The 25,472-nt window shown below is 66.0% G+C and carries 18 protein-coding genes; 16 read left to right on the top strand and 2 right to left on the bottom strand.

Annotation, left to right across the window (positions count from 1 at the left end; translation table 11 throughout):
- Window positions 1-11: 11 nt before the first annotated feature.
- The gene (locus tag RSD66_RS06030; protein WP_279678487.1) at window positions 12-2,018 is read right to left on the bottom strand and encodes an AAA family ATPase; all 2,007 of its coding nucleotides are present in this window, start codon (window positions 2,016-2,018) and stop codon (window positions 12-14) included.
- 550 nt (window positions 2,019-2,568) lie between these two features.
- Between RSD66_RS06030 and RSD66_RS06025 the strand changes: the two genes are divergently transcribed.
- The 16 genes from RSD66_RS06025 (at window position 2,569) to RSD66_RS05950 (ending at window position 23,476) form a co-directional block, all read left to right on the top strand.
- Window positions 2,569-2,781 (top strand): hypothetical protein, encoded by a 213-nt coding sequence (locus tag RSD66_RS06025; RefSeq protein ID WP_024353216.1) that lies wholly within the window; start codon window positions 2,569-2,571, stop codon window positions 2,779-2,781.
- A gap of 68 nt (window positions 2,782-2,849) precedes the next feature.
- Window positions 2,850-3,068, top strand: coding sequence for a hypothetical protein (locus RSD66_RS06020; RefSeq protein WP_415289359.1), 219 nt, complete (start codon window positions 2,850-2,852; stop codon window positions 3,066-3,068).
- A gap of 169 nt (window positions 3,069-3,237) precedes the next feature.
- Entirely contained in the window at window positions 3,238-4,683 is a 1,446-nt protein-coding gene (locus RSD66_RS06015; protein ID WP_415289358.1) for an aldehyde dehydrogenase family protein, read from the top strand.
- A gap of 17 nt (window positions 4,684-4,700) precedes the next feature.
- The gene (locus tag RSD66_RS06010) at window positions 4,701-5,465 is read left to right on the top strand and encodes a glucose 1-dehydrogenase (protein WP_415289357.1); all 765 of its coding nucleotides are present in this window, start codon (window positions 4,701-4,703) and stop codon (window positions 5,463-5,465) included.
- A gap of 4 nt (window positions 5,466-5,469) precedes the next feature.
- Window positions 5,470-6,576, top strand: coding sequence for a 3-isopropylmalate dehydrogenase (gene leuB, locus RSD66_RS06005; protein ID WP_415289567.1), 1,107 nt, complete (start codon window positions 5,470-5,472; stop codon window positions 6,574-6,576).
- Between the two features lie 10 nt (window positions 6,577-6,586).
- On the top strand, window positions 6,587-7,873 hold the full coding sequence (locus tag RSD66_RS06000) for an acetylornithine deacetylase/succinyl-diaminopimelate desuccinylase family protein (RefSeq protein ID WP_415289356.1): 1,287 nt from the start codon (window positions 6,587-6,589) through the stop codon (window positions 7,871-7,873).
- Between the two features lie 4 nt (window positions 7,874-7,877).
- Window positions 7,878-8,444, top strand: a complete 567-nt coding sequence (locus RSD66_RS05995; RefSeq protein WP_123154889.1) for a cupin domain-containing protein — start codon at window positions 7,878-7,880, stop codon at window positions 8,442-8,444.
- A 281-nt stretch (window positions 8,445-8,725) separates the two neighbouring features.
- Complete coding sequence (locus tag RSD66_RS05990; RefSeq protein WP_415289355.1) at window positions 8,726-10,930, top strand: TonB-dependent receptor; 2,205 nt, start codon at window positions 8,726-8,728, stop codon at window positions 10,928-10,930.
- Between the two features lie 133 nt (window positions 10,931-11,063).
- Window positions 11,064-12,386: an aspartate aminotransferase family protein gene (locus RSD66_RS05985; RefSeq protein ID WP_415289354.1), complete on the top strand. Its 1,323-nt coding sequence runs from the start codon at window positions 11,064-11,066 to the stop codon at window positions 12,384-12,386.
- A 27-nt stretch (window positions 12,387-12,413) separates the two neighbouring features.
- The gene (locus RSD66_RS05980) at window positions 12,414-14,657 is read left to right on the top strand and encodes a TonB-dependent receptor (protein WP_415289353.1); all 2,244 of its coding nucleotides are present in this window, start codon (window positions 12,414-12,416) and stop codon (window positions 14,655-14,657) included.
- A gap of 63 nt (window positions 14,658-14,720) precedes the next feature.
- Window positions 14,721-16,304: an alkaline phosphatase D family protein gene (locus tag RSD66_RS05975; protein WP_415289352.1), complete on the top strand. Its 1,584-nt coding sequence runs from the start codon at window positions 14,721-14,723 to the stop codon at window positions 16,302-16,304.
- 23 nt (window positions 16,305-16,327) lie between these two features.
- On the top strand, window positions 16,328-17,173 hold the full coding sequence (locus RSD66_RS05970; RefSeq protein WP_415289351.1) for an acid phosphatase: 846 nt from the start codon (window positions 16,328-16,330) through the stop codon (window positions 17,171-17,173).
- Window positions 17,174-17,260: 87 nt separating this feature from the next.
- On the top strand, window positions 17,261-19,882 hold the full coding sequence (locus RSD66_RS05965) for an ABC transporter substrate-binding protein (protein WP_415289350.1): 2,622 nt from the start codon (window positions 17,261-17,263) through the stop codon (window positions 19,880-19,882).
- Window positions 19,879-20,736 (top strand): ABC transporter permease, encoded by an 858-nt coding sequence (locus RSD66_RS05960; RefSeq protein ID WP_415289349.1) that lies wholly within the window; start codon window positions 19,879-19,881, stop codon window positions 20,734-20,736. The genes RSD66_RS05965 and RSD66_RS05960 overlap by 4 nt, the downstream gene beginning before the upstream one ends.
- Window positions 20,737-20,738: 2 nt before the next feature.
- Window positions 20,739-22,355 (top strand): ABC transporter ATP-binding protein, encoded by a 1,617-nt coding sequence (locus RSD66_RS05955; RefSeq protein WP_415289348.1) that lies wholly within the window; start codon window positions 20,739-20,741, stop codon window positions 22,353-22,355.
- Window positions 22,352-23,476: a P1 family peptidase gene (locus tag RSD66_RS05950; RefSeq protein ID WP_415289347.1), complete on the top strand. Its 1,125-nt coding sequence runs from the start codon at window positions 22,352-22,354 to the stop codon at window positions 23,474-23,476. Before RSD66_RS05955 ends, RSD66_RS05950 begins: the two co-directional genes overlap by 4 nt.
- Before the next feature lie 39 nt (window positions 23,477-23,515).
- Here RSD66_RS05950 and ggt read toward each other — a convergent pair whose 3' ends face one another.
- The gene (ggt, locus tag RSD66_RS05945) at window positions 23,516-25,264 is read right to left on the bottom strand and encodes a gamma-glutamyltransferase (protein WP_119412881.1); all 1,749 of its coding nucleotides are present in this window, start codon (window positions 25,262-25,264) and stop codon (window positions 23,516-23,518) included.
- Window positions 25,265-25,472 lie beyond the last annotated feature (208 nt).

The raw sequence follows: 25,472 nt of genomic DNA, 5'->3' as shown, positions 1-25,472 counted from the left end.
CTGAGGCTCGATCACCTTGAAAGGTGTTTTTCAAGAGCAGCATTAGTTGCCTTGAATAGGCGCTCGAACCGGCCTTCACTTGCGGCGGGCAAAACCGACGACGGGTCGCTGGCCATTTTTTGTAGGAACAGCCGCGTTGGCCGTGTTTTGTGAAACGCAATAGTAAGTGCATCAAACGCCGCCTCGAAGCGGCGGGCTATGCGAGGAATGCGGGCATTCAATTCCAACGTTTTGCCCTTCAGTTCCTTGGCGTAGGCTTCGTGCACAAGTGCTTCGTAAACAGCCGAGTCCAGTATATCTTCAATGTCGGCTTCAGTGGGGGGAGCTTCGAATGCTTCGCTTACGAAAACGATGTTATCCGACCGGATAAGCTTGCCTTTCACCAAATCGTCGCGCGTTGCCTTGGCGTCCTTTTCGTCATCGAATAGGACAAGCACGTTCAGTTGTTCAGACGTTAGCAGCGCTACCATGTAGTGAACTTTTTGCGCGCCGCCGGCTGGCGTTATGGTCAACCGGTCATCGAGGCCAACTTTTCCTTGCTCATTCAGATATGCCGAAACCGCCGAAAGAATCCAAAAGTCGGTGACGCCTTCAACAACCAGGTTGTTCGGCCCGATAAACAGGCTTTGGGCAAGGTCGTATCCAAGCGCGGCTTGCAACGGAAACAGGGTGCGGGCGTCACCGTTCGGGTCGTTGGAAACGGTCGTGCCTTCTTCTTCGGCAATATTGACCGTTCGTACCCAATCCAATTGGTGCGTTGGGACCATGAACGGTGAGTGTGTCGTATAGACGATTTGGTTGGTGAAATCGTCTTCGAGGTGTCGAAGCAAATCACCTTGCGACCGCGCGTGGAGATAGAGACCCGGTTCGTCCAACAGCAAAATCGCGCCATCGGCTTCGCCGTCTTCGGTATCTGCCGCGAACACGACATAGAACGCGAAAAACCATTGGAAGCCACGGCTTCTTTCATCAAGGTTCACTTCAACGTCATACGTACTGTTAGGATCGGAAATCAGCGTGTCGAAATGGTGTGCGTCGAGGTTGAAGCGTACCTTCAGTTCGCGGTCCTTCCACCGCTTGCGAATGGCGGTCGTGACGACGGCACCAGCACGGTTGGCTAATTGCCCACGTGTTTCTTGGTCATCGCTTTGCGACAGTTCGTTGAGCTTTTCAGGGCTAAGCCCGGCAACCTTACAAAGCTTTTCAAAATTTACGTCGGCGGCTGTCTGCTGCCCTTCATTTTTACGCTTGAGGAAGCGAGCAATATCTTGATGACCTCGTATTTCGGGGTAGTCTTCAAGATACATGAACTTTGGCAAGCGTTCGATAATCCAACCGCGCGCCTTCGAGTGTGCTTCTTCGCTTCCCGGGATGGCTTCGGCCATCTCTTCCAAGGACACAATTTTTTGGTCTTGGGCGTCTGTAAGTTCGATGTCCGCTGCTGCAAGCGCCTGCCGAAGCGCGGCAAGCGCCGAGGTCGCCGTTGCAGCCCATTTCGCGGCAGTCACTCCGGCACCGATGGCAACCACGAATGCGTCTGAAGCCCGCTCCAACTCGGCCTTTGCTTCGCCCGTCAACTTCGAGGCTTTTGCCTTGACCGCCGCGTCAATCTTACGCGCTTCGGCTTTAATCGCAGCGAGGTCGAAAGGGGTTTCCGGGGCGTCGATGCCAACATACCGCTTGTCGCCATATCGACGGCCAACAGTGACCTCAGACACACCTTCAGCGGCCGGCCAAATCTCAGCTAGGCGTCGCTGTTCGTACTCGCTCAATTGCCATGTGGAGTCTACAACCGGGGTGTGGTCGTTACATTCTGAAAGCTTCCGATGTCTCGGAAAATCCTTGATGGGATTGAGCGCCTTGAAGCCGTCTGCTGGGTTTAGACTATGAAGCGCCCGCAAGACGTTCGACTTGCCGCTCTCGTTTCGACCTAGTAACGCCGTGATACGAGAAACATCAACTTCACCGCTATCGTTGATGGATCGAAAATTCCTTACGCGAAAAGACTTGAGCTGCATTCGACACCCCCCCCCCTTGAAGCACGAGGATAGGCGGTTCATGAGCCTCTCTCAATACAGTATGTGTCATCAAGACCAGCAACGAAGCTGCTGGAGCATGACCGCATCCCTCGGACTGGCTGTGGCATAGCGTCCGTGCACTAAAGGGCGTTGGGGCGTTCCTCAATTATCAGCTAAAAGCCACAAGTGATCCTCAAGTACAGTGACCGAAAGTGAAACGGGGGGAGCAAGGGGCGCGGAACACAATCAACCAAAGCCTCACGGGTCATTTGGGAGGGCTATAGCGTAGGTGTAGTTCTCTGTTTCTTCGGCTTCGGCCCGCCACACACTTTCCTTCCTGAAATTGTAGAATTGCGCTCCCGCCCGATAGCTTGGGTGGTTGGAGGGGCAGGCGTCGCCGTCTTCAGGCCAGAGTCACGGGCGTATCACTGGGGCGCCTGGGGTTTCCCGTCAGTTCCCGCCCCGTTCCCAAACTTTTCGTGTAGCGCTGCTGTAGGAACCGGCTTCTCCCCTGTTGCTTGATTTCACTCAATCAACAGAGAGAACCGTCATGACCGACGTCCAACCGAACGACCCCAACCGCGACGACGAGACCGGCCTTGATGGCGACGAGGTCGAGGCTGGCCGAGCCGCCCGGAAGGCGGCCGCCAACCAGGATCCAGAGCAGACCAGCAACCCCGCTGACCGAAGCGCGACGCCCTCAACCGGCGGCGCTGGCGCTGCTGGCGCCGGTGGTCCCAAGGGCTTTGGCACAGGAACCTGAACAGTGTGGAGAGGAGAGAGAGGTACGAGCAACGACCTCGCTCTCTCCTCCTTCACAGGGAGAAGACGATGACGGCAAACGCTCAAGACCCTCGCAGCCCCGCTGACAAAGACAGCCTCCAGGAGCAGGCCCGCCGCGAGACCGGCGACGCAGAACGCCGCGACCGACAACCCGATCCCAGCGTCACCACCCCTCAGCCGGACGAAGACCCTGACCAACGCCGAAGGCTGGAAGAAGAAGCCGCCAAGGCTCCTGCGCCGACGGCGCCGATCGCCAACCCGGATTGAGCTTTTCGTTGAGATTGGCCAATATCGCTCAGTATTTTGAGCATCACAGACGCTAAATCAACAACTTAGCTCCCACGCAAAAAGGGCTTGTTGCATAATCCGTAATGCGGCCCACTCTCAGGCTAGCGATCCCTCAGAGAAGATCGCAGGCAGGATGGGCGGGAAACGAATGGCGGCGCCATTTTCCACGGACAGGATTTTCGTAGGCGGCGTATGGCGATCCGCCGCCGACGGCGCCACCCTGCCGATTGAGAACCCGTCGACGGGCGAGGTCATGGGCGCTCTGGCCGCAGGGACCGCCGCAGACGTGGACGCCGCCGTCCGCGCCGCGCGCGCCGCCTTCGACGGAGACTGGGGCCGCATGACGGCCGTCGAGCGCGGCCGCATTCTGGCCCGCATGGGGCGCGAGGTCGAAGCCCGCATCGACCTGCTGGCCGAACTGGAAGCGCTGGACGTCGGCAAGCCGTTGAAGCAGGCCCGCAACGATGTCGTCGCCCTGGCCCGCTATCTCGAATTCTATGCCGGTGCAGCCGATAAGCTGCACGGCGAGACCATTCCCTTCCAGGACGGCTACACCGTCTACACCCTGCGCGAGCCGCACGGCGTGACGGGGCACATCATCCCCTGGAACTATCCGATGCAGATCATCGGCCGCTCGGTCGTGGCGGCCCTGTGCGTCGGCAACGCCGTGGTGCTGAAGCCCGCAGAGCAGGCGTCGCTGACCGCCCTCGCCTTCGCCCACATCGCCGCCGATTGCGGCCTGCCCGCAGGCGCTCTGAACATCGTGACCGGCACGGGGGCCGAGGCGGGTGCGGCGCTGGCCGCCCATCCGGGCATCAACCACCTGTCCTTCACCGGCTCGACCGGGGTGGGCGTGGCCATCCAGCAGGCGGCGGCGCTCAACGCCGTGCCGGTGACGCTGGAGCTGGGCGGCAAGTCGCCCCAGTTGATCTTCGACGACGCCGATCTGGACAAGGCCCTGCCCTTCCTCGTCAACGCGGGCGTTCAGAACGCGGGCCAGACCTGTTCGGCCGGATCGCGCGTACTGGTCCAGCGCGGCGTCTATGTCGAGGTCGTGCGCCGCATGGCCGAGCGCTTCGGCGCCCTGACTGTCGGCCCCGCGATGGACGACTGCGACGTCGGCCCGCTGGTGTCGAAGAAGCAGCAGGCCATGGTCGAAGGCTTCATCGACAAGGGCCGCGCCGACGGCCTGATCGTCGCGCAGGCGACGCTGACCGACCTGCCGTCCGGCGGCGCCTATGTCGCCCCGACCCTGTTCGCCAATGTCGCGCCCGACCATCCGCTGGCGCAACAGGAAATCTTCGGCCCCGCCGTCGTCGTCATTCCGTTCGAGACGGAAGACGACGCCGTCGCCATCGCCAACGGCACGGACTACGGCCTGGTCGCAGGCGTCTGGACCGCCGATGGCGGGCGGCAGATGCGGCTGGCGAAACGGCTGCGGGCCGGACAGGTCTTCATCAACAACTACGGCGCGGCGGGCGGGGTCGAACTGCCCTTCGGCGGCGTCGGAAAATCGGGCCACGGTCGCGAGAAGGGGTTCGAGGCGCTCTACGCCTTCACCGCCCTGAAGACCGTCGCGGCCCATCACGGATAGCGCAAGGGAGTAGCGTCTTGGGGGAGAACAGATCGAAGCGGCTGGAGGGCAAGCGAGCGATCGTCACGGGCGGAGCCTCCGGCTTCGGCGCCGGAATCGCGCGCCGCTTCGCCGAGGAAGGCGCCCGCGTCATCGTCGCCGACCTGAACTTTGAGGCCGCCCGCACGCTGGCCGCCGAACTGGGCGACGCCGATCTGGGCGTGAAGGTCGACGTGTCCAGCGCCGCTGACGTGGCCGCACTCGCCGAGACCGCTGAGCGCCTGCTGAGCGGCGTCGACATCGTGGTCAACAACGCAGGCGTCGGCCACACGCCCCAGCCGCTGGACGAACTGTCGGACGAAGCCTTCGACCGCATCGCCGCCGTCAATATGCGCGCCATCTATCTGATGTCGAAAGCCTTCGTCCCGGCGATGAAGGCGCAAGGGTCCGGCGCCATCCTGAACATCGCCTCGACTGGCGGGGTCAGCCCCCGGCCCAACCTGACCTGGTATAACGCCTCCAAGGGCTGGGTCATCACGGCGACGCGGGCGATGGCGGTCGAACTGGCGCCCTTCCAGGTGCGGGTGAACGCGCTGAACCCGGTGGCGGGCGACACCCCCCTGCTGAAGACCTTCATGGGCGCCGACACGCCCGAGGTGCGCGCCAAATTCCTGGCCTCCATCCCCATCGGCCGCTTCTCGACGCCCGAGGACATGGGCGCCGCCGCCGCCTTCCTCTGTTCGGACGACGCCTCGATGATCACCGGCGTGGCCATGGAGGTCGACGGTGGCCGCTGCATCTGACCGCGTGTTCAAGCTGCTGGTCCTGCCGGGCGACGGCATCGGGCCCGAGATCATCCGCGAGACCCTGCGCGTCGTCGACTGGGCCCGGAACGCCGGGCTGCGCATCGAACTGAGCGAGGGTCTGGCGGGCGGCGCCAGCATCGACGCCGTCGGCGCCCCCATCGCCGAGGACGTGGTCGAGCAGGCGCTGGCCTCTGACGCCGTCCTGTTCGGCGCCGTCGGCGGGCCGAAGTGGGACCACCTGCCCCGCGCCCAGCGGCCCGAAATGGGCATACTGCGCCTGCGTCAGGCGCTGGACCTCTACGCCAACCTGCGCCCCGCCGTCTGCTTCGACGAACTGCTGGACGCCTCGGCGCTGAAGCCCGAACTGATCCGGGGTCTCGACATCCTGATCGTGCGCGAGGCGACGGCGGGGGTCTATTTCAGCCTGCCCCGCGCCAATGAGATCGACGCGAACGGCCAGCGCCGCGCCTATGACACCCAGGCCTATACCGAGGCCGAGATCGCCCGCGTCTGCCGCACGGCTTTTGAACTGGCCCGCACCCGCCAGCGCCGCGTCTGCTCGGTCGACAAGGGCAATGTCATGGAGACCGGCGCCCTGTGGCGGGCCGTCGCGACCGAGGTCGCCGCCGACTATCCCGACGTGGAGCTGTCGCACATGTACGCCGACAACTGCGCCATGCAGCTGGTCCGGCGCCCGGACCAGTTCGACGTCATCGTCACCGACAACCTGTTCGGCGACATCCTGTCGGACGCGGCGGCGGCCCTGACGGGGTCGCTGGGTCTGCTGCCCTCCGCCTCCCTGTCCGGCCTTGGGCCCGAAAGCATGGGACAAGGCGGCGCCAGCCGGGGCCTGTATGAGCCGATCCACGGCTCGGCGCCCGATATCGCGGGCCAGGGCGTCGCCAACCCGATCGCCACCATCCTGTCCTTCGCCCTGTGCCTGCGCTGGTCCTTCGACCGAGCGGACCTGGCCGACCGGCTTGAACGCGCCGTGCGGCACGTCGTGTCCAGCGGCGTCCGCACCCCCGATATCGCCCACCCCGGCGTCGCCGCCGTTTCCACCATTGAGATGACCGACGCGGTTCTGGCCGCCTTGGCTGCCGAGTGAGGTTCAACCGATGAGCGCCCCGACCCTGCAGACCGTCATGGACCTGATCGACGGCCGCACCGACGAACTGGTCGCCCTGACCCAGGATCTGATCCGCTTTCCCACTATCAACCCGCCGGGCGAGGCCTATCGCCCCTGCGCCGAATACATCGGCGAGCGGCTGAAGAAGCGCGGCTTCACCGTCGAATATGTGCGCGGCGAGGGCTCGCCAGGCGACAGCGACCAGTACCCGCGCACCAACGTCATCGCCCGCTGGACCGGCAGCGAGCCCGGCCCCTGCGTCCACTTCAACAGCCATATCGACGTGGTCGAGGTCGGCGCGGGCTGGACCGTCGATCCCTTCGGCGGCGAGGTGAAGGACGGCAAAGTCTACGGCCGGGGCGCCTGCGACATGAAGGGCGGGCTGGCCGCCTCCATCATCGCGGTCGAGGCCCTGATCGACTCCGGCCTGCCCCTGCCCGGCGCGCTCGAAATCTCCGGCACGGTGGACGAGGAATCGGGCGGCTACGGCGGCGTCGCCTATCTGGCCGAGCGCGGCTGGTTCTCGGAGCCAAAAGTCAACCACGTCATCATCCCCGAGCCGCTGAACGTGGACCGGGTCTGCATCGGCCATCGCGGCGTCTGGTGGGCCGAGATCGAGACCAAGGGCCGCATCGCCCACGGCTCCATGCCCTTCCTGGGCGACTCCGCCATCCGCCACATGGGCGCGGTGATGGAAGAGTTCGAGAGCAAGCTCTATCCCGCCATGGCCGCCCGCCATTCCGACATGCCGGTCGTGCCCGAAGGCGCCCGCCAGTCGACGATGAACATCAACTCCATCCACGGCGGTCAGGCCGAGGGCTTCGACGGCCTGCCCGCGCCCTGCGTCGCCGATTCCAGCCGCATGATCATCGACCGCCGCTTCCTGATCGAGGAGACGCTGGAAGATGTGAAGGGCGAGGTGAAGGCCATCCTCGACGGTCTGGCGGCCCAGCGCCACGGCTTCCGCTATGAGATGCGCGACCTGTTCCAGGTGGCGCCCAGCATGGCCGACCGCGACGGCCCCGTCGCCAGCACGACCGCCGCCGCCATCGAGACGGTGCTGGGGAAAAAGGCCCAGTTCATCTGCTCGCCCGGCACCTATGACCAGAAGCACATCGACCGCATCGGCAAGCTGAAGGACTGCATCGCCTATGGTCCCGGCGTGCTGGATCTGGCGCACCAGCCGGACGAATGGGTCGGCATCGACGACATGAGCAACTCGGCCAAGGTCATGGCTCGCGCGGCCTATGACCTGCTGACCCGCAAGCGGAGCTAGCCAGATGGCGCGTGGCGATATGGAAGAAGAAAACATCATCGGCCCGCGCCTGCGCGCCCTTCGGGACCGCCTCGGCCTGTCGCAACGGGCGCTCGCCCGCAAGGCCGGGGTGCCGTCCAGCACCGTCAGTCTGGTCGAGAGTGGCCGTACCAGCCCTTCGGTCGGCTCGCTGAAACGGCTGCTGGACGCGGCGGGCATATCGCTGGGCGACTTCTTCAGCTCCGAGTTCGAGACCCCGACCAAATACTTCTATCGCCACGACGAACTGACCGAGATCTCGCGCGGCGAGGTCTCCTATCGCCAGTTGGGGTCCAGTCAGGATTCCAGCCTGCAGATCCTGTATGAGACCTATCAACCCGGCTCGGACAGCGGCCGGGTCATGCTGTCTCACGAAGGCGAAGAAGGCGGCATGATCATCTCGGGCCGTCTGGAAGTCACCGTCGACGGCCAGTCGCGCGTGCTGAAGGCGGGCGAAGGCTATCTGTTCCCCAGCGTCCTGCCGCACCGTTTCCGCAACATCGGCGACTGCCCCTGCGTGGTCATCAGCGCATGCACGCCGCCAACCTTCTGACGGGGCCGTTGCGAATGATCGATATTCCGATCATTGGAATATTTTCTCTATATTGGACAGGTATCTAGGCAAACAAAGAAACAGCCTTGCCCAAATTCCTCGTCAGGCGGCTACTGATCGCCGAGGGAAGAGGGTTTTTTGCGGCCGATCGTTGCAACGGCAAACGAATGCTGCATTGCACAAAATGTCGGCTACGAAGATAGTTCGGCGATCGGGCTGTCCCGGTCGCGACGGCTGAACGCGGCTTCAAAGACTGCGGCGGCCTCATGGGGAGGAAGACGATGAATCGTCTGATGGTCAGCGTTTCCGCCGGGGCCTTGCTGGCCCTGTCCGCCACCTCCGTCGCCGCGCAGCGCGCGTCGGACGAGCCCGCCGCCACCACGGTGGACGAGGTCATCGTCACCGCCCAGCGCCGCGAACAGGCGGCTCAGGACGTGGGCATCGCACTCAGCGTCCTCAGCGGCGAAAGCCTGACGCAGCAGGGCGTCACTAACGTCAACCAGCTTCAGAACGCCACGCCCAACCTGGAGGTAGAACCGGCCTTCGGCGGCGGCGCGGCCCAGTTCCGCATGCGCGGCGTCGGCTTTCAGGACTACGCCTCCAACAACTCGCCCACCGTCGGCGTCTATGTGAACGAGGTCGCCTATCCGGTCCCGGTCATGACGCAGGGGCTGATCTTCGACATCGATCGGGTCGAGGTGCTGCGCGGGCCGCAGGGCACCCTGTACGGCCGCAACACCACCGGCGGCGCCATCAGCTTCGTCACCAAGCGCCCGACCGAGGAACTGTCCGCCGGCCTGATGACCGAATGGGGCAGTCACAACCTGTTCCGGGGCGAAGGCTATGTCTCAGGCCCGCTGACTGGCGCCCTGCGCGGCCGTCTGGCCGTCTCGACTGAGCAAGGCGGCGCCTGGCAGCGAAACCGCGACACGGGCGAAAGCCTGGGCGACGCCGACCGCACCGGCGCCCGCGCCCTGCTGGAATGGACGCCCAATGAGACCTTCACGGCCCTGCTGGACGTCCACGGCGGCGTCGACAAATCGGAAAACCAGGGCCTGTATCTGATCAGCGACCTGCACACCGGCGCGGTCAACCGCCCCAGCTATCTGATCCCCGCCGACAAGGACCGCTCCAAGACCGGCTGGGGCCTGTCGCAACGCTTCGCCGCCGCCATCGGCCGCGATGTGAACGCCAAACCGGGACGGGACAACTCATCCTGGGGCGCCTCGCTGAACGCCAATCTGGCGCTGAAGGGCATGAACCTGTCCAGCATCACCAGCTATGAGACGCTGGAGCGCAGCGAATACGGCGACTGGGATTCCAGCCCCTCGGTCGAGGCCGATACCTTCTTCGGCAGTGACGTAGACGTGATTTCACAGGAACTGCGTCTGGCGTCGGACAACGACAGCCCCCTGACCTGGGTGGCCGGTTTCTACTATTCGAAACAGGATCTGCACGAGCGCTACTTCTCGGACTTCATCGACATCTACAACACCTACGCCCAGGTCACCTATGACCAGAAGGTCGAGTCCTGGAGCCTGTTCGGCCAAGCCGAATACGCCTTTACCGAGCGCTGGAAAGCCATTCTGGGCCTGCGCTACGAAGAAGAAACCCGCGAGCTTGAAGGCTTCGGCTCAGCCTTCGGCGGCGCCACCGCCCTGCCCCCGACCAGCGTCGACACCAAGATGACTCCGCTGACCGGCAAGGCGGCGCTGGAGTTCAAACCCGCCGATAACATCCTGCTCTATGGCTCGGCCAGCCGGGGCGCCAAGTCGGGCGGCTTCACCACCTACAACACCGGCGACAGCAGCGGCATCGAGCCCTTCGATCCTGAAATCCTGTGGGCCTATGAACTGGGCTTCAAGGCCGACCCGTCGCGCGCGGTCCAGATCAACGGCGCGGCCTACTACTACGACTACAACGGCCAGCAGGTGCTGTCGGCCGTCTGCGGCGCCAACGGCCCGGTCGGCCGCTTCACCAACGCCGATTCCAAGATTTACGGAGCCGAGCTTGAGGGCGTCCTGCGCCCGGCGGCGGGCCTGCGTATCAGCCAGAACCTCAGCTACAAGAAGGGCGAGTACACCGACTTCGTCGACCTGGACATCGGCGCCTGCCAGCAGACGCCCGGCACAGCCGTCTACATCGACAAGTCAGGCCAGAAGATTCCCTTCCCCGCCTGGTCCTACGGCGGCTCGATTTCCTATGACTGGATCGTCGGCGGCTTCGCCGTCACGGCCGAGGCCAACTACAGCTATCGCGACGAATACCCGTCCTGGCTGGGCCAGAAATACGACGTCGAGGCCTATTGGCTGGCCAACGCCAGCATCACCGTGGGGCCTGAAGACGCCGACTGGTCCATCGCCTTCTGGGCTCGCAACCTGTTCGATCAGGATTACGATCTGACGCGCAACTTCTTCACCAGCGCGGACATCGCCCAGCCGGGCCGTCCTCGCACGATCGGCGCGCGGCTGACGCTTCGCTACTGAGCGTTGAGAGCGCTCACATAATCGAGCACGCGGACAAATTGTTTATATTTATCCGTACATTAAATCACCGAAGTAACAGTCTTCCCTTTCGCTGCGGTTCGGCCGCTACTGGCGAAAGACAGAGGATGACCGCATGACCGCTGCCAAAGCCGCCAACGACCTCGATCCGTTCTGGATGCCGTTCACGGCGAACCGCGCCTTCAAGGCGCAGCCGCGCCTGTTCGCCTCGGCCAAGGACATGCATTACTTCACGCCGGACGGTCGTGCGGTGATGGACGGCGCCGCCGGCCTGTGGTGCGTCAACGCCGGCCACGCCCGCCGGCCGATCGTCGAGGCCATCCAGCGTCAGGCCGAGGTTCTCGACTACGCCCCGACCTTCCAGCTGGGCCATCCGCTGGCGTTCGAGCTGGCGTCGCGTCTGGGCATGCTGCTGCCGGGCGACCTGAACCACGTCTTCTTCGCCGGTTCGGGGTCCGAGGCGGTGGACAGCTCCCTAAAGATCGCCCTCGCCTATCAGCGCGCCAGGGGTTTTGAGAACCGCACCCGCCTGATCGGCCGCCAGAAGGGCTACCACGGCGTCGGCTTCGGCGGCATTTCCGTGGGTGGACTGGAGAACAACAGGCGCGGCTTCCTCACCCTGCCCGGCGTCGACCATCTGCCGCACACGCTGAACCTGGACGAGGCCGCCTTCACGCGCGGCCAGCCGAGCTGGGGCCTGCACCTGGCCGATGAGCTGGAGGTTCTGATCGAGGCCCACGGCGCCGAGACCATCGCCGCCGTCATCGTCGAGCCCATGTCCGGCTCGGCCGGGGTCATCGTGCCGCCGCTTGGCTATCTGGAGCGTCTGCGCGAGATCACGGCGCAGCACGGCATCCTGCTGATCTTTGACGAGGTCATCACCGGCTTCGGCCGTCTGGGCGCCCTGACGGCGGCCGAGGCTCTGGGCGTCACGCCCGACCTGATGACCTGCGCCAAGGGGCTGACCAACGGCGCCGTGCCGATGGGCGCTGTCGGCGTCAGCGCCGCCGTCTATCAGGCCGTGGTCGAGGGCGCGGCCGGGCCGGGCATCGAGTTCTTCCACGGCTACACCTATTCCGGCCACCCGCTGGCGGCGGCGGCCGGGCTGGCGACGCTGGACGTCTATGAGAACGAAGGCCTGTTCCAGCGCGCGGCCGAACTGACGCCCTACTGGCAGGACGCCGTGCACAGTCTGAAGGGGCTGCCGCATGTCATCGACATCCGCGACATGGGTCTGGTCGCGGGAATTGAGCTTGAACCCCGTCCCGGCGCGCCCGGCGCCCGCGCCACGGAAGCCTTCCACCGCGCCTTCGATGACGGAATTCTAGTAAGGGTTACAGCAGATGTCATCGCGCTGTCGCCTCCTTTGATTATCAGCCGCGACCAGATCGACGAGTTGATCGATCGCCTTTCCAGCATCATCAAAACCATAAGTTAGAATAACAATGGTATTGAGGGGGACGATATGAACAAATATATCTTGGTATCTTCTGTCAGTTTACTGACAATAGCTGCTTTCTCCAACGCCAATGCTCAGAGCAACGCTCGCTCGGGAGAGCAGGCGACGCGCGTCGATGAGATCATCGTCACCGCCCAGCGCCGCGAACAGGCCAGCCAGGACGTCGGCGTGTCGCTCAGCGTCATCGGCGGCGAACAGCTCGATGAGAAGGGCATCTCGGTCGTCAACGATCTTGAGAACGCCGTCCCCAACATGGAGGTCGACAGCCAGTTCGGCGGCGGCCAGCCCCAGTTCCGCATCCGCGGCATCGGCGCGCGCGAATACTCGTCGAACAACGCTTCGACCGTCGGCATCTATGTCGATGAAGTGGCCCACCCCTACACCGTGACCACGCAGGGCGCGATGTTCGACATCGCCCGTCTGGAAGTCCTGCGCGGACCGCAGGGCACCCTGTACGGCCGCAACACCACCGGCGGCGCCGTCAATATCATCACCAACGCCCCGACCGCCGATTTCCAGGCCGGTTTCAACGCCGAATACGGCACGTTCGACCGCTATAAGGTCGAGGGCTATGTCTCGGGCCAGATCGCCCCGACCCTGCTGGGCCGTCTGGCCGCCGTCACCGAGCAGGGCGGCGCCTGGCAATACCACCGCGACACCGGCGAGAAGCTGGGCGACCTGAACAAGACCGCCATTCGCGGCCGCCTGACCTGGGACGTCAGCGATACCGTGACCGCCGACCTCAGCGCCACCTATTCGATCGACAAGTCCGACGGGCGCGGCTTCCGCCTGCTCGGCCCTTACAAGGTCGCAGACGGCAGCGTGACCTATCCCAAAGACACCGCCTGGCGCATCACCGGCTGGGGCATCTCCCAGCGCCTGGCCGATGTGGCGGGCGTCTCCACCGACGCCAAACCGTTTAGGGACAACGACGGTTTCGACCTCAGCGCCCGCATCAAGGCCGATCTCGGCTGGGCGGACCTGACGTCCATCACCGCCTACCAGACCTTCTCCCGCAAGGAGTACAACGACTGGGACGGCACGCGCTTCCAGGAGTCTGATGTCTACTTTTACAATGACATCAATGTCTTCGCTCAGGAACTACGCCTGAGCTCGACCAGCGACGGCCCTCTGCAGTGGATGATCGGCGCCCACTATGCGGATGAAACCATCAAGGGCGGCTTCTTCACCGAGTTCCGGGGATCAACGGCCCCCGACTACCTCTCAAGCCTGATCAATACGTCCTACGATCAAGGCGTTACCGCCTTCGGGATCTTCACCCACAACTCCTATCAGGTGAACGAACGGCTCAACCTGATCCTGGGCCTGCGGTGGGAGAAGGAAGATCGCGACCTGACCAGCTTCGGCACGGAGATCGCCCCCAACCCGGTGCCTCCGCCGCGCACCTTCGACACGACGATGGAAGAAGTGACCGGCCGCCTCGGGCTGGAATATAAGCTGACCGATGACGCCCTGTTCTACGCCAGCGTGGCGCGGGGTGTGAAATCCGGCGGCTTCACCACCTACAACTCGACCAAGTCGGAAGCCACCGAGCCGTTCAAGCCCGAAACCGTCATCGCCTATGAGGCGGGCGTCAAGTCGGACCTGTTCGACCGTCGCCTGCGTCTGAACGGCGCCCTGTTCTACTACGACTATAGGGATCAACAGGTTCAGGGTCTGGAGTATGACCGCGACGCCGGTCGCCTCGGCAAGATCACCAACGTGCCCAAGTCGCACATCATGGGCGGTGAAATCGAAGCGATCTGGATGCCGATCAATGGCCTGACCATTACCCAGAACATCGGCTACAAGACCGGTGAATACGATGAGTATTTCGCCATCGACGGCCCCGCCACCGACGCCGCCAACAACAATCAGGCACCGTGGGACATCATCATCACCGGCGACAAGTCCGGCGAACGCCTGTCCTTCCCCAAGATGAACTATGGCGGCTCGGTCGCCTATGACTGGGAAATGTCAGAGTGGGAACTGCGCGCCGAGACCAACTACAACTATCGGGACGAGCTGTATTCGGTCAGTTCCTCGTCGATCATCGATGCCTACTGGCTATGGAACGCCAACTTCAGCGTCAGCCCGGCCGGCGCCAACTGGCGGGCGGGCCTGTGGGTGCGGAACATGTTCAACACCTACTACGAAGAGACCCGCAACGGGTTTAACGGCTCAGCCCGTCCGACCACCTCGCCCAGCCAGGGCCGCACCTTCGGCGTGCGGCTGTCGATGGACTTCTAGGACTTCGTCCCCGAACGAGGCGGGCCGACTTCGATCGGTCCGCCTCAAGCTGGTGCTGATGGTATGATGCATTTTTCCACTTCCCGCCTTGATCGCCGGACCCTGCTAACGGGTCTGGTCGTCGCGCCCGCCGTGCTGAGTTTCGGCCGGGCGCAGGCGGGCGGCGCCTATCTGTTTCCGCTAGGCGTCGCCAGCGGCGATCCAGCTCCGGACGGCTTCGTCATCTGGACCCGGCTTGCCGCCGATCCCCTCGCCGCCGATGGGCTGGGCGGCCTGTCCGCAAACATTCCGGTGCGCTGGGAAGTCGCTGCCGACGACCAGTTCCGCCGCATCGCCGCCGCCGGGGATGTGACCGCCTCAAGCGACGCCGCCCACAGCGTCCATGTCGAGGTCGCCGGCCTCGCCCCCGGCCGCCCCTACTGGTATCGCTTCACCGCCGAGGGCCAGCAGAGTCCGACCGGCCGCGCCCTGACCACGCCCGCTCCGAACGCCGCCGCCGACCGCCTGCGTCTGGCCGTCGCCTCCTGCTCGCACTGGGAGCGCGGCTATTTCAGCGCCTATGGCCATATGGCCGACGAACAGCCTGACCTGACCCTGTTCCTGGGCGACTACATCTATGAATACAGCCTGGGGCCGGATCGCGCCGATCAGGTGGTGCGTCCCTACAACCTCGAAGAAGCGACGACGCTGGCCGGCTATCGCAACCGCTACGCCCTGCATCGCACCGACGCGAACCTTCAGCGTCTGCACGCCGTCGCCCCGTGTGTCGCCATCTGGGACGACCATGAGGTTCAGGACGACTATTCCGGCGTCTGGTCCAAGATTTCCGGCGTCGCCCCCAACGACTTCCTGCAACGTCGCGCCGCCGCCTATCAGGCCTTCTACGAGGCCATGCCGATCCGCCGCACGCGCCTGAACGCCGCCCTGCAGATGCCGATCTATCGCCGCGTCCGCTATGGCAGGCTGGCCGAGTTCTTCATGCTGGACGGGCGCCAATACCGCTCTAAACAACCGTGCAGCGACGGCGAGAACGGCGGCAAGGGCCAGATCGTCACCGACGCGACCTGTACTGACCGACTGGATCCCTCGCGCACCTTCCTCGGCTTCGAGCAGGAGCGCTGGCTGTATGACAGTCTGGCCCGCGCAGACGCGCGCTGGAACATCCTCGGCCAGAATCTGGTGATGGCGGGCCTGCGTCTGGCCCGCAGCCCGGCCGAGGAAAACCGCTACTGGACCGACACCTGGGATGGTTTCCCCGCCGCACGCGACCGCCTGACCTCCGCCCTGTCCGAACTGAAGCCGTCCAACCCTGTGGTGCTCAGCGGCGACTACCACTCCTTCTGGACCAATGACGTTAAGCTGGACAGCCGCGACCCGTCCTCGGCCACCGTGGCGACCGAGTTCGTCGGCACCTCCATCACCTCGACCGGCCCCAGCTACGACGGTCTGATGGCCGTCATGCCCAATAATCCGCAGGTGAAGTTCTTCGACAGCCGCCCGCGCGGCTATATGTCGATCGACGTGCGCCCCGACCGCATGGATACGCGCTATCAGGTCATCAGCGACGTCCGCGATCCCAAGGCCAGCCTGTCGACCCTGAAATCCTGGACCGTTGAATCGGGCCGCCCCGGCGCCGTCGCCGCATGATCCCCGTCACCCGGAGTTTTTCCATGACCATCTCGCGCCGCTCTTCCTCTCTCATCGCGATGAGTCTGGCTCTCGCGCTTGGCGGAGCGTTGAGCGGTTGCGCCAGCACGGCCGCGACGCAGACAGCAGCCGTAACCCCCACAACCTTCTGGGAAGGCTTCCGCGATCATCCGCACGGCTATCTGACGGCTGAGAACACGCCCAACGCCGCCAACTTCCTGCCGCCGCCGCCCGAGGAAGGCTCCCTGCGCGAACAGGCCGACATCGCCGCCTATCGCGCCATGCGGTCGCTGGAAGGCTCCGAGCGCTGGGCCATCGCCCGCGCCGACAATGAGATCGAGACGCCCGGCGCCCCGCGCGCCTTCGACTGCGCCCTTGGCTTCAAGTTCGAGCCTGAACAGATGCCGACCCTGACCCTGCTGATGGGCAAGATGCTGGGCGATCTGGAGATGATCCAGACCCCGGCCAAGAAGGGCTATTTCCGCAAACGCCCCTTCGTGGTCGAGCCTTTGCCGACCTGTATCGCGCCCGAGACATGGCTGGGCGCCAGCGGCTCCTATCCGTCGGGCCACTCAGCGCTGGGCTGGGCCTGGGCGCTGGTTCTGGCCGAACTGGCGCCCGACCGCGCCGACGCCCTCCTGCGGCGCGGACTGGCCTATGGCGAAAGCCGCGCGGTGTGCGGCGTCCACTATGTCAGCGACGTCGAGGCGGGCCGCATCGTCGGCGCGACCATCGTCACGCGCCTGAAGGCCGATCCGGCGTTCCAGGCCGACTTCGCCAAGGCCAAGGAAGAGTTCGACGCCGCCCGCGCCGCCGCGACAGAGGCGACCGCCGCCTGCCCCGCCTCGCTGTCTCGCCAGCCCTGGTGAGGCGCGCTTAATCGATGGCGTGAGTGCAAATCCATGACGTAGGCTGACGCAGATCGGCCACGTCGCAAGGGGGGAGATCGAGGGAAGGTGACGAAGACAGGGGCGACACGCGTCGCGACAGCATCCCGACGGCGCGGCCGGAACGGCGGGCTTCGGCCCGGCCTGATCACGCTCGTGCTGTCGCTGGCCCTGTGCGTCGTCTGGGGCCTGACGGCGCCGCAGGTTCAGGCGCAGGCGCCGCGTGACCGTCTGGTGCTGGGCCTGCCGCTGGAGCCGCCGAACCTCGATCCGACCTCGGGCGCGGCGGCGGCGGTGGATGAAGTCGTCTACGCCAACCTCTTCGAGGGCCTGACCAGGCTGACCCAGAACGGCGCCGTCGCTCCGTCTCTGGCCGAGTCTTGGGAGGCCGCTCCCGACGGCCTGACCTGGACCTTCCATCTGCGGCGCGGCGTGACCTTCTCCGACGGTTCGCCGTTCGACGCCGCCGTCGCCAAATTCTCTCTCGACCGCATCACCGCCGAGGGCTCGACCAACGCCCAGAAGGCCCTGTTCGCGCCGATCCGCAATGTCGAAGTCGTCGACCCGGCGACCCTGCGCATCCAGCTGTCGCGGCCGATGGCGACCCTGCCCTACGTCCTGGCCTGGGGCGATGCCGTGATGGTGTCGCCAAAGAGCGCCGCGACCAACGCCGTCACCCCCGTCGGCACCGGCCCGTTCAAGCTGCAGAGCTGGCAGCGCGGCAGCCAGCTGACCCTGATCCGCCGCGACGGCTACTGGGGGCCTGCGCCGCGCCTGAACACTATCGTCTTCCGCTTCATCAGCGACCCGACCGCCGCCTTCGCCGCCGTCAGCGCGGGCGATGTGGACGCCTTCCCCAACTATCCCGCGCCCGAAAACGTGGCCCAGTTCCAGCGCGACCCGCGCTTCCGCGTCGTCGTCGGCGCCTCCGAAGGCAAGGTCATTCTGGGGATCAACAACACCAAGGCGCCGTTCAATGACGTGCGGGTGCGCCGCGCCCTGTCCTACGCCATCGACCGGGACGCCCTGATACAGGGCGCCATGTTCGGCTTCGGCCAGCCGATCGGCAGCCACTATTCGCGTCAGGCGCCGGGCTATATCGACCTGACCGGCCTCTATCCGCATGATCCGGCCAAGGCGCGCGCCCTGCTGGCCGAGGCGGGCTATCCCAACGGCATCGACGTGACCCTTCGCCTGCCGCCCCGCCCCTACGCCCGGCGCAGCGGCGAGGTGCTGATCTCGCAACTGGCCGAGGCTGGCATCCGCGCGAAGATCGAAAACCTGGAATGGGCCCAGTGGCTGGATCAGGTGTTCAAGCGCCGCCAGTTCGACCTGACCATCGTCGAGCACGTCGAGCCGATGGACTACGACATCTATGGCCGCAAGGACTACTATTTCGGCTACGACAGCCCCGCCTTCGACGCCCTGCTGGCGCAGGTCAACGCCGCCCCGGACGAGACGACGCGCAACCGCCTGCTGGGCGATCTACAACGCCGCATCGCCGATGACGCGGTCAACGGCTTCCTGTTCCAGTCCTCACGCATCGGCGTGTGGAAGGCGGACGTCAACGGCCTGTGGATCAACGGCCCCATCGCCGCCAACGACGTCACCGGCGCCTACTGGACCGGCGCGGGCGCAGCGGGCGCATCGACTGCCGAGCGCACGGGCGGCGCCCTGCCCTGGGGCTGGATCAGCCTGATCGCGGGCGCCGCGCTTCTCGCCTTCGTCGCCTGGCGCTTCGGCGCGGCCTGGCTGCTGAAGAAGCTGGGCGGCCACGCCCTGACTCTGCTGGCGGCGACCGTCGTCATCTTCCTGCTGCTGCAGATCGTGCCCGGCGACCCGGCCAGCTATATGATGGGGCTGAACGCCAGCCCGGAATCCATCGCCGCCCTGCGCCAGCAGATGGGCCTCGAAGGCTCAGGCCTTGAGCGTTACTTCGCTTGGCTCGGCGACCTGCTGACCGGCAAGTTCGGGACCAGCTACACCTATCAGGTGCCGGTCGGCGGCCTGATCGCGGAACGTCTGGCCGTGTCTGCGCCGCTGGCCCTGATGGCCACCGTCCTGTCGCTGCTGGTCGCCCTGCCCATCGGCGTCACCGCCGCCAGCCGCAGGGGAACCGCCGTCGACACCGGCCTGATCGGCGTGACCCAGGTCGGCGTCGCCCTGCCCAACTTCTGGATCGCCATGCTGCTGATCCTGCTGTTCTCGGTGAACCTCGGCTGGTTCTCGGCGGGCGGCTTCCCCGGCTGGAGCCAAGGCTTCTGGCCCGCCTTCAAGGCCCTGATCCTGCCCGCCGTCGCCCTGGCCGCGCCCCAGGCCGCCATCCTGGCGCGCGTCCTGCGCACCGCCCTGCTCGACACCATGAACGAGGACTATGTCCGCACCGCCCGCGCCAAGGGTCTGTCGGTCAATCAGGCCCTTTGGCGGCACGCGCTGCGCAACGCCTGGATCCCGGTCCTGACCATTCTGGGCCTTCAATTCCCCTTCCTGCTGGCGGGCGGCATTATCATCGAGAACGTCTTTTCCCTGCCCGGCCTCGGCCGACTGGTCTTTCAGGCCATCACCCAGCGCGACCTGATCGTGGTGCAGAGTGTGGTGGTGGTGCTGGTCTTCGCCGTGGTGCTGGTCAGCTTCCTGATCGACCTCGCCTATCTGTTCGCTGATCCGCGCCTGAGGGGACGCCGCGCATGACCGACGCCCCCGCCATCACCGCCCCCGCCAAACCCCGCGTGCGCTGGCCTCTGTCGTTGATCGTCGGCGCAGGCCTGACTGCCGTCGTGCTGGCGACCGCCCTTCTAGCCCTCGTCTGGACGCCCTATGACGTCGAGGCGGTCGACATCGCCGCCAAGCTGACCGCCCCCTCCGCCGCCCACTGGATGGGCACGGACCACTTCGGCCGCGATGTGCTGTCGATGATCATGGCGGGGGCGCAGAACTCCCTCGTCGTGGCCTTCGTCGCCGTCGGCATCGGCGTCGCAATCGGCACGCCCCTAGGCCTGACCGCAGCGGCGCGCGGCGGCTGGGTCGACGAACTGGTCATGCGCGGCAACGACCTGATCTTCGCCTTCCCCGCCCTGCTGCTGGCCGTGATGATCACCGCCGTCATGGGACCGGGCGCGATCAACGCCGTCATCGCCATCGGCGCCTTCAACATCCCCGTCTTCACCCGCGTGGCGCGCGGCGCGGCGCAGGGCCTGTGGACCCGCGAATACGTCCTGGCCGCCCGTACGGCGGGCAAGTCCAAGGCCCTGATCTCGCTCCAGCACATCCTGCCCAATCTCATGAGCCTGCTGGTCGTTCAGGCGGCGATCCAGTTCGCCGTCGGCATCGTGGCCGAGGCCGGCCTGTCCTACGTCGGTCTCGGCGCCCAGCCGCCCGCGCCCAGCTGGGGCCGGATGCTGGCCGAGGCCCAGACCATGATCGGCTTCGCGCCGTGGCTGGCCATCATGCCGGGGCTGGCCATCTTCGTGACCGTGCTGGGCCTCAGCCTGACTGGCGACGGCCTGCGCGACCTGTTCGACCCGCGCGTGCGGCGAGAGCGTTGACCATGACCGTCCTCGACATCCGCGACCTCAACCTGTCGATCGGCCAGACCCCGATCCTGAAGAACGTCAGCCTGTCCGTCGCCCCCGGCGAAATCCTCGGTCTGGTCGGCGAGAGCGGCTCGGGCAAGTCAATGACGGCGCTGGCCGTGCTGGGCCTGACGCCGCCGCGCGCGACCATGACGGGCGAGATCCGCCTGAACGGTCAGGTCGTCTCGAACGCCCCCGACGCCGTGATGCAACAGGTCCGCGGCCGCGACGTGGGCATCATCTTTCAGGAGCCGATGACGGCCCTGAACCCCGTCTTGACCATCGGCGATCAGGTCGCCGAGACGGTGCGCCTGCACAAGAAGGCCTCGCGCAAGGAGGCCCTCGCCGTCGCCCGAGCCGTGCTGGATCGGGTTGGCCTGCCCGCCGAGCGCTTCCCACTGACCCGCTATCCGCACGAACTGTCGGGCGGCCAGAGGCAGCGCGTCGCCATCGCCATCGCCATCGCCCTGACGCCCAAACTGCTGATCGCGGACGAGGCGACGACGGCGCTGGACGTGACGACGCAGGCTCAGGTGCTGGACCTGCTGAAGCGGCTGGTGCGCGAGGACGGCATGGGCCTGATCCTCATCACCCACGATCTCGCCGTCGTGGCCGAAACCGCCGACCGGCTGGCGGTGATGAAGGACGGCGAACTGGTCGAAGAAGCGCCCGTCGACCGCATTGGCGCCGGCATGGCCCACCCCTATTCCCAGCGCCTGCTGGCAAACGCCACCCACGCCCCGAAGCGCCGTAGCCGCCCACAGGCCGACGCCGCCCCCGTGCTTCAGGTCGAGGGAATGGTGCGCGAATACGGCGGCGCGCCTGCCCTGTTCGGAAAGTCCAAGACCTTCCGCGCCGTGGATCAAGTCAGTCTGTCGATCCAGCCGGGCGAGAGCGTCGGCCTCGTCGGCGAAAGCGGCTGCGGCAAGTCCACCCTGCTGCGCGCCATCCTCGCGCTGGAGCCCCCGCAAGCGGGCCGCGTCCGGGTCAAGGGCCGCGACATCACCGCCGCGCGCGGCGCCGCGCTGAAGGCCATCCGCCGCGACATCCAGGTGGTGTTTCAGGACCCCTACGGCAGCTTCGACCCGCGCTGGAAGGTCAGCGATCTGGTGGCCGAGAACTTCCACCTGCTGGACGCCCGCCCCAGCCCCGCCGAGGCCCGTCGCCGGGTCGATGAAATGCTGGAGCGCGTCGGTCTGAACAGCGCCGCCGCCGACCGCTATCCGCACGAGTTCTCGGGCGGCCAGCGCCAGCGCATCGCCATCGCCCGCGCCCTGATCACCGAGCCGTCGGTCATCTGTCTGGACGAGGCGGTCTCAGCGCTGGACGTCTCGGTGCGGGCCCAGGTGCTGGACCTGCTGGCCGATCTGTCGGATCGCCTCGGCCTGTCCTACCTCTTCGTCACCCACGACCTCAGCGTCGTGCGCACGGTGACGGATCGCCTGCTGGTCATGCAGGCCGGAAAGATCGTCGAACAGGGCGAGACGGCCGCCGTCTTCGCCGCACCATCGCACCCCTATACGCAGAAACTTCTGGCGGCGACGCCGGATCTGGTCCGCAATCACGCTCTGGAAAAGGAAAACGCCGGATGAACCGCAGAACCGTCCTCGGCTCGGCCCTGATCGGCGCCGCAGCCTCCGCAGCAGGAGCCGCCAGCGCCAAACCCGCCGCGCAGTCCGCCGCCCGCGCCTCGGGCCGCACCGGACCGCTCAACCTCATCACCGACGTCGAGGGCCTCAAGGTCGGTCAGGCGCATGACGCAAGCGTCCGCACCGGCGTCACCGTCATTCTGGCCGAAAAGCCCGCCACGGCCGCCGTGGACGTGCGCGGCGGCGGCCCCGCCGGGCGCGAGACCGACGTGCTGCGCCCTGAAAATCTGGTGCAGGAGGTGGACGCCATCATCCTGTCGGGCGGGTCGGTCTATGGCCTCGGCTCGGCCGATAGCGTCGCCGCATGGATGGGGATGCGCGGGCGCGGCTACGGCATGGGCGGGGCGCCGGGCGTGCCCCCCTCGCCCATCATCCCGACCGCCTGCCTCTATGATCTGGCCAACGGCGGGAACAAGCAGTGGGAGATGGAGCCGCCCTATCGCCGCCTGTCGGTTCAGGCGCTGGAGGCCGCCAGCGACCGCTTCGATCTGGGTACAGCGGGCGCGGGCTATGGCGCCGAGGCCGGCGCGCTGAAGGGCGGCATCGGCTCGGCATCGGCCGTCATGGCCTCGGGCTGGACGGTCGGCGCCATCGTGGCGGTCAACAGCGTCGGCTCGGTCGTCGCGCCCGGCGGCAAGAGCTTCTGGGCCGCCCCCTATGAGATCGGCGACGAGTTCGGCGGCCTCGGCTCGTCCGGCCTGCACGCCTCGGCCGAGGACTGGGGCCTGTCCAAGTTCCGGCCCCAGCCGCGCGAGAACACCACCATCGCCTGCATCGCCACCGACGTGGCCCTGACCCGCGTCGAGCTTCAGCGCGTGGCCATCATGGCGCAGGACGGCATGGCCCGCGCCATCCGCCCCGCCCACGCTCCGTTCGACGGCGACACCCTGTTCAGCCTGTCGACCGGCAAGAAGATCATCGAGGACCCCGCCGCCCGCCAGGTCGCGGTGGCGCAACTGGGCAACGTCGCCGCCGATGTGCTGGCCCGCGCGGTGGCCCGCGGCGTCTATCACGCCACCAACTATGACGGCGTCACCGGCAGGACCTGGCGCGAGATGGCCTGACCCCCTCCCGCCGGGAGAGGGTCTCGATCAGCCGCCGGTTTAGCGGACGCCCAGCGCCAGGGCGTCCGGACGGCGGGTGTCGGCGGCGCCAAGGAAGCGGTCGCCATCAACCAGAATGGACTGGGTGCTGCCCATCGTCATGGACGGACGCACCGTGTGGCCGCGCTCGCGCAACAGCCGCTCCACGTCGGGCGAGAAGCCGCCTTCCAGCTCCAGCGGGCTGTCGCCGCCGCCCTGATTCAGGCGCGGACGCATGGCGGCCTCGGCCACGTTCAACTGGTGGTCGATGACGTTGGAGACCAGTTGCACCATCGTCGCGATGATATAGCCGCCGCCCGGCGTGCCGGTGACCAGCCACGGCTTGTCGTCCTTGAACACGATCATCGGCGTGATGGTCGAGCCCAGACGCTTGCCCGGCGCGGGCGAGTTCGGCTGCCCCTGCGTGCCCCAGTAGAAGTTGTCCAGGTGGTTGTTCAGCAGGATGCCCGTGCCGACCGGCGCGACATGGGCGCCGTAGGAGTTCGACAGCGTATAGGTGTTCGACACCGCATTGCCGTAGGCGTCGGCCACCGAATAGTGCGTCGTGTCCTTGCTCTCGAACGGATAGGGATTGCCTTCCGGCACATCCTCGGCCTTCAGCGTCTTGTCCAGCGAGATCAGTTTGACGCGCTCGGCGGCGAATTCCTTGCTCGCCAGGCCCTTGGCCGGGGTCGTCCACTGCGGCGCCCCGCCGATCAGGTTGCGGTCGGACGAGGTGATCTTCATCGCCTCGGAGATCAGGTGCAGGCTGTCGACGCTGCCCCATCCCATCGCGCGCAGGTCGAAATGCTCCAGCAGGTTCAGCGCCTCGGCGACGCTGACGCCCGAGGCCGTCGGCGGCATGAAGGAGATGCGGTGACCGCGATAGCTGCCCCAGATCGGCTCTGACACGTCGGCGCGATAGGCCGCCATGTCTTCCATCGTGATGACGCCGCCATGCGCCTGAATCCCGGCCACGATCTGACGCGCCAGTTCGCCCTTGTAGAACTCGTCCGCGCCGCCGCGCGCCAGTTTGCGCAGGCTCTCGGCCAGCAGGGGCTGACGGAAGACCTCCCCCGCCCGATAGACTGAACCGTCAGCCTTCAGATAGGCCTCGCGCGCGCCCGGATCGGTCGCCAGGACGCGGGCGCGGCCGCCGGTGGCGTCGGCCTCGCCGTCGGAAAGAACATAGCCCTCCTCGGCCAGGGCGATGGCAGGAGCCACCAGATCCGCCCAGGGCATGGAGCCGAAACGCTGGTGCGCTTCCCACAGTCCCATGACGGTGCCCGGCACCGCCACATTGCGGAAGCCCGACGGCTTGGAGCGGTCGAACCGGCCGTCCGGTCCCAGCAGCAGGTCAGGCGTCGTCGCCGCCGGGGCCGTGCCGTAATAGTTGATGGCGATGTCCTGGGCCGGACGATCCTGCGTGGCCGCCATATGCACGACCATATAGCCTGAGCCGCCGATGTTGCCTGCGCGCGGCAGGGTCACCGCCTCGGCGAAGGCCACGGCGATGGCCGAGTCCACGGCGTTGCCGCCCTGGCGCAGGATGTCGACGCCAACGCGGGTCGCCGGGTCGCTCTGGCTGACCACCATGCCGCCGCGTCCCACGACAGGGCTGTGAATCTGGCCGTAGTTGACGATGTCGCCGCCGCTGCCGGTGGTCGGCCGAACCTGGACCGCCGCCTCCTGGGCCATCCCCGGCGCAGCCAGCAACATCAGGGCCGCCGCCGAAACAGCCGTCGCCGACTTCATCAAACCCAAACGCATACAGAAATCCCCGCCTCAAGCCCGTGCGTCGCGAAAGGCTGAAGCGCCCGCCACGCTTTCCCGCAGGACAATATTATCAAGAACCATAGCGATAGCATTGCTCAAAACAGTAGTTCAAGGACGAGCTTGAGTGATTATCGCGCTCATTATTTGGGATATCAGCAATATTTTTTCAGCTAAGGTTGACGCGCCGCAGTGTGGCCGCTTC

Source organism: Brevundimonas sp. S1H14 (assembly GCF_047716865.1).
In the GTDB taxonomy this organism is placed as follows: domain Bacteria; phylum Pseudomonadota; class Alphaproteobacteria; order Caulobacterales; family Caulobacteraceae; genus Brevundimonas; species Brevundimonas naejangsanensis.
Note: the sequence above shows the minus strand (reverse complement) of the source record. Positions and strands in the feature narration are given on the sequence as shown.

What these genes read in the sequence shown, in the direction of transcription:
- RSD66_RS05990 (WP_415289355.1), top strand. Translation starts at nt 8,726, where the DNA reads ATGAATCGTCTGATGGTCAGCGTTTCCGCCGGGGCCTTGCTGGCCCTG.
- RSD66_RS06025 (WP_024353216.1), top strand. Translation starts at nt 2,569, where the DNA reads ATGACCGACGTCCAACCGAACGACCCCAACCGCGACGACGAGACCGGC.
- RSD66_RS05960 (WP_415289349.1), top strand. Translation starts at nt 19,879, where the DNA reads ATGACCGACGCCCCCGCCATCACCGCCCCCGCCAAACCCCGCGTGCGC.
- RSD66_RS06000 (WP_415289356.1), top strand. Translation starts at nt 6,587, where the DNA reads ATGAGCGCCCCGACCCTGCAGACCGTCATGGACCTGATCGACGGCCGC.
- RSD66_RS06015 (WP_415289358.1), top strand. Translation starts at nt 3,238, where the DNA reads ATGGCGGCGCCATTTTCCACGGACAGGATTTTCGTAGGCGGCGTATGG.
- RSD66_RS06030 (WP_279678487.1), bottom strand. Translation starts at nt 2,018, where the DNA reads ATGCAGCTCAAGTCTTTTCGCGTAAGGAATTTTCGATCCATCAACGAT.
- RSD66_RS05975 (WP_415289352.1), top strand. Translation starts at nt 14,721, where the DNA reads ATGATGCATTTTTCCACTTCCCGCCTTGATCGCCGGACCCTGCTAACG.
- RSD66_RS05955 (WP_415289348.1), top strand. Translation starts at nt 20,739, where the DNA reads ATGACCGTCCTCGACATCCGCGACCTCAACCTGTCGATCGGCCAGACC.
- RSD66_RS05995 (WP_123154889.1), top strand. Translation starts at nt 7,878, where the DNA reads ATGGCGCGTGGCGATATGGAAGAAGAAAACATCATCGGCCCGCGCCTG.
- RSD66_RS05970 (WP_415289351.1), top strand. Translation starts at nt 16,328, where the DNA reads ATGACCATCTCGCGCCGCTCTTCCTCTCTCATCGCGATGAGTCTGGCT.
- RSD66_RS05985 (WP_415289354.1), top strand. Translation starts at nt 11,064, where the DNA reads ATGACCGCTGCCAAAGCCGCCAACGACCTCGATCCGTTCTGGATGCCG.
- RSD66_RS05950 (WP_415289347.1), top strand. Translation starts at nt 22,352, where the DNA reads ATGAACCGCAGAACCGTCCTCGGCTCGGCCCTGATCGGCGCCGCAGCC.
- RSD66_RS05980 (WP_415289353.1), top strand. Translation starts at nt 12,414, where the DNA reads ATGAACAAATATATCTTGGTATCTTCTGTCAGTTTACTGACAATAGCT.
- RSD66_RS06020 (WP_415289359.1), top strand. Translation starts at nt 2,850, where the DNA reads ATGACGGCAAACGCTCAAGACCCTCGCAGCCCCGCTGACAAAGACAGC.
- ggt (WP_119412881.1), bottom strand. Translation starts at nt 25,264, where the DNA reads ATGCGTTTGGGTTTGATGAAGTCGGCGACGGCTGTTTCGGCGGCGGCC.